This is a genomic window from Pseudomonas sp. MF6776, assembly GCF_016613125.1.
In the GTDB taxonomy this organism is placed as follows: Bacteria; Pseudomonadota; Gammaproteobacteria; order Pseudomonadales; family Pseudomonadaceae; genus Aquipseudomonas; species Aquipseudomonas iridis.
In genome coordinates this window covers 1-615 of record NZ_JAENSQ010000104.1, presented here as the reverse complement: position 1 = coordinate 615, position 615 = coordinate 1, and the positions used below count along the sequence as shown (strand labels likewise).

Sequence of the window (615 nt, the reverse complement as noted above, 5' to 3'; positions counted from 1 at the left end):
TTTTATGGGCGCCGGGGTGCAAGCGCGTGCTGATATGCAGGGTGATCGCCATTGCCAGGTTCAGCAGGGCATCGGTGAAGGCCGCCCACTGTGCGGGTTTATCACCCTGCTCGCGGGCATCGACGAACTGCTGCAATTGCTCGACGACCTGCCAGATCCAGGTGCCGGTGGCCACGGCAGGGCTGGTAAAGGGCAGCAGGGTATTGAGGATCAGCCAGCCGGCTTGCTTGAAGGTGGCCCAGCGGTTTTCGGCATTGGAAACCGACTGGCGGTCAGCCAGCGTGGTCAGTGCGCGGGCGTTGGCTTCGTACAGGGTACTGAACCACTCACCGTCCAGAGCCCTGTCGTCCAGGCGCATGGGCCCGCTCATGGTCCACAGTGTCGAGGTATCCACCAGGAAGTCCGCGACGGCCCAGGGCGATGGCAGGTCGCCGGGGAACACATAGTTGGCGTATTCGTTGCGCACCGGGTCGGGCAACCAGGCCAGCACCGAGCTGCGCAGGCTGGGGGACTGGGCAATGGCATACAGCAGGTTGGTCGGGGATGGGTATTGGGCAAGTGTGGGGGTAAACAACGGCCGATACAGCAGGCAGGGGCCGGCGGATGGGTCCCGGG

The 615-nt window shown here is 64.4% G+C and carries 1 pseudogene; it reads right to left on the bottom strand.

From position 1 onward, the window contains the following. Positions 1–615 (bottom strand): annotated as a pseudogene (locus JJD74_RS30625) (hypothetical protein); the annotation flags it as partial.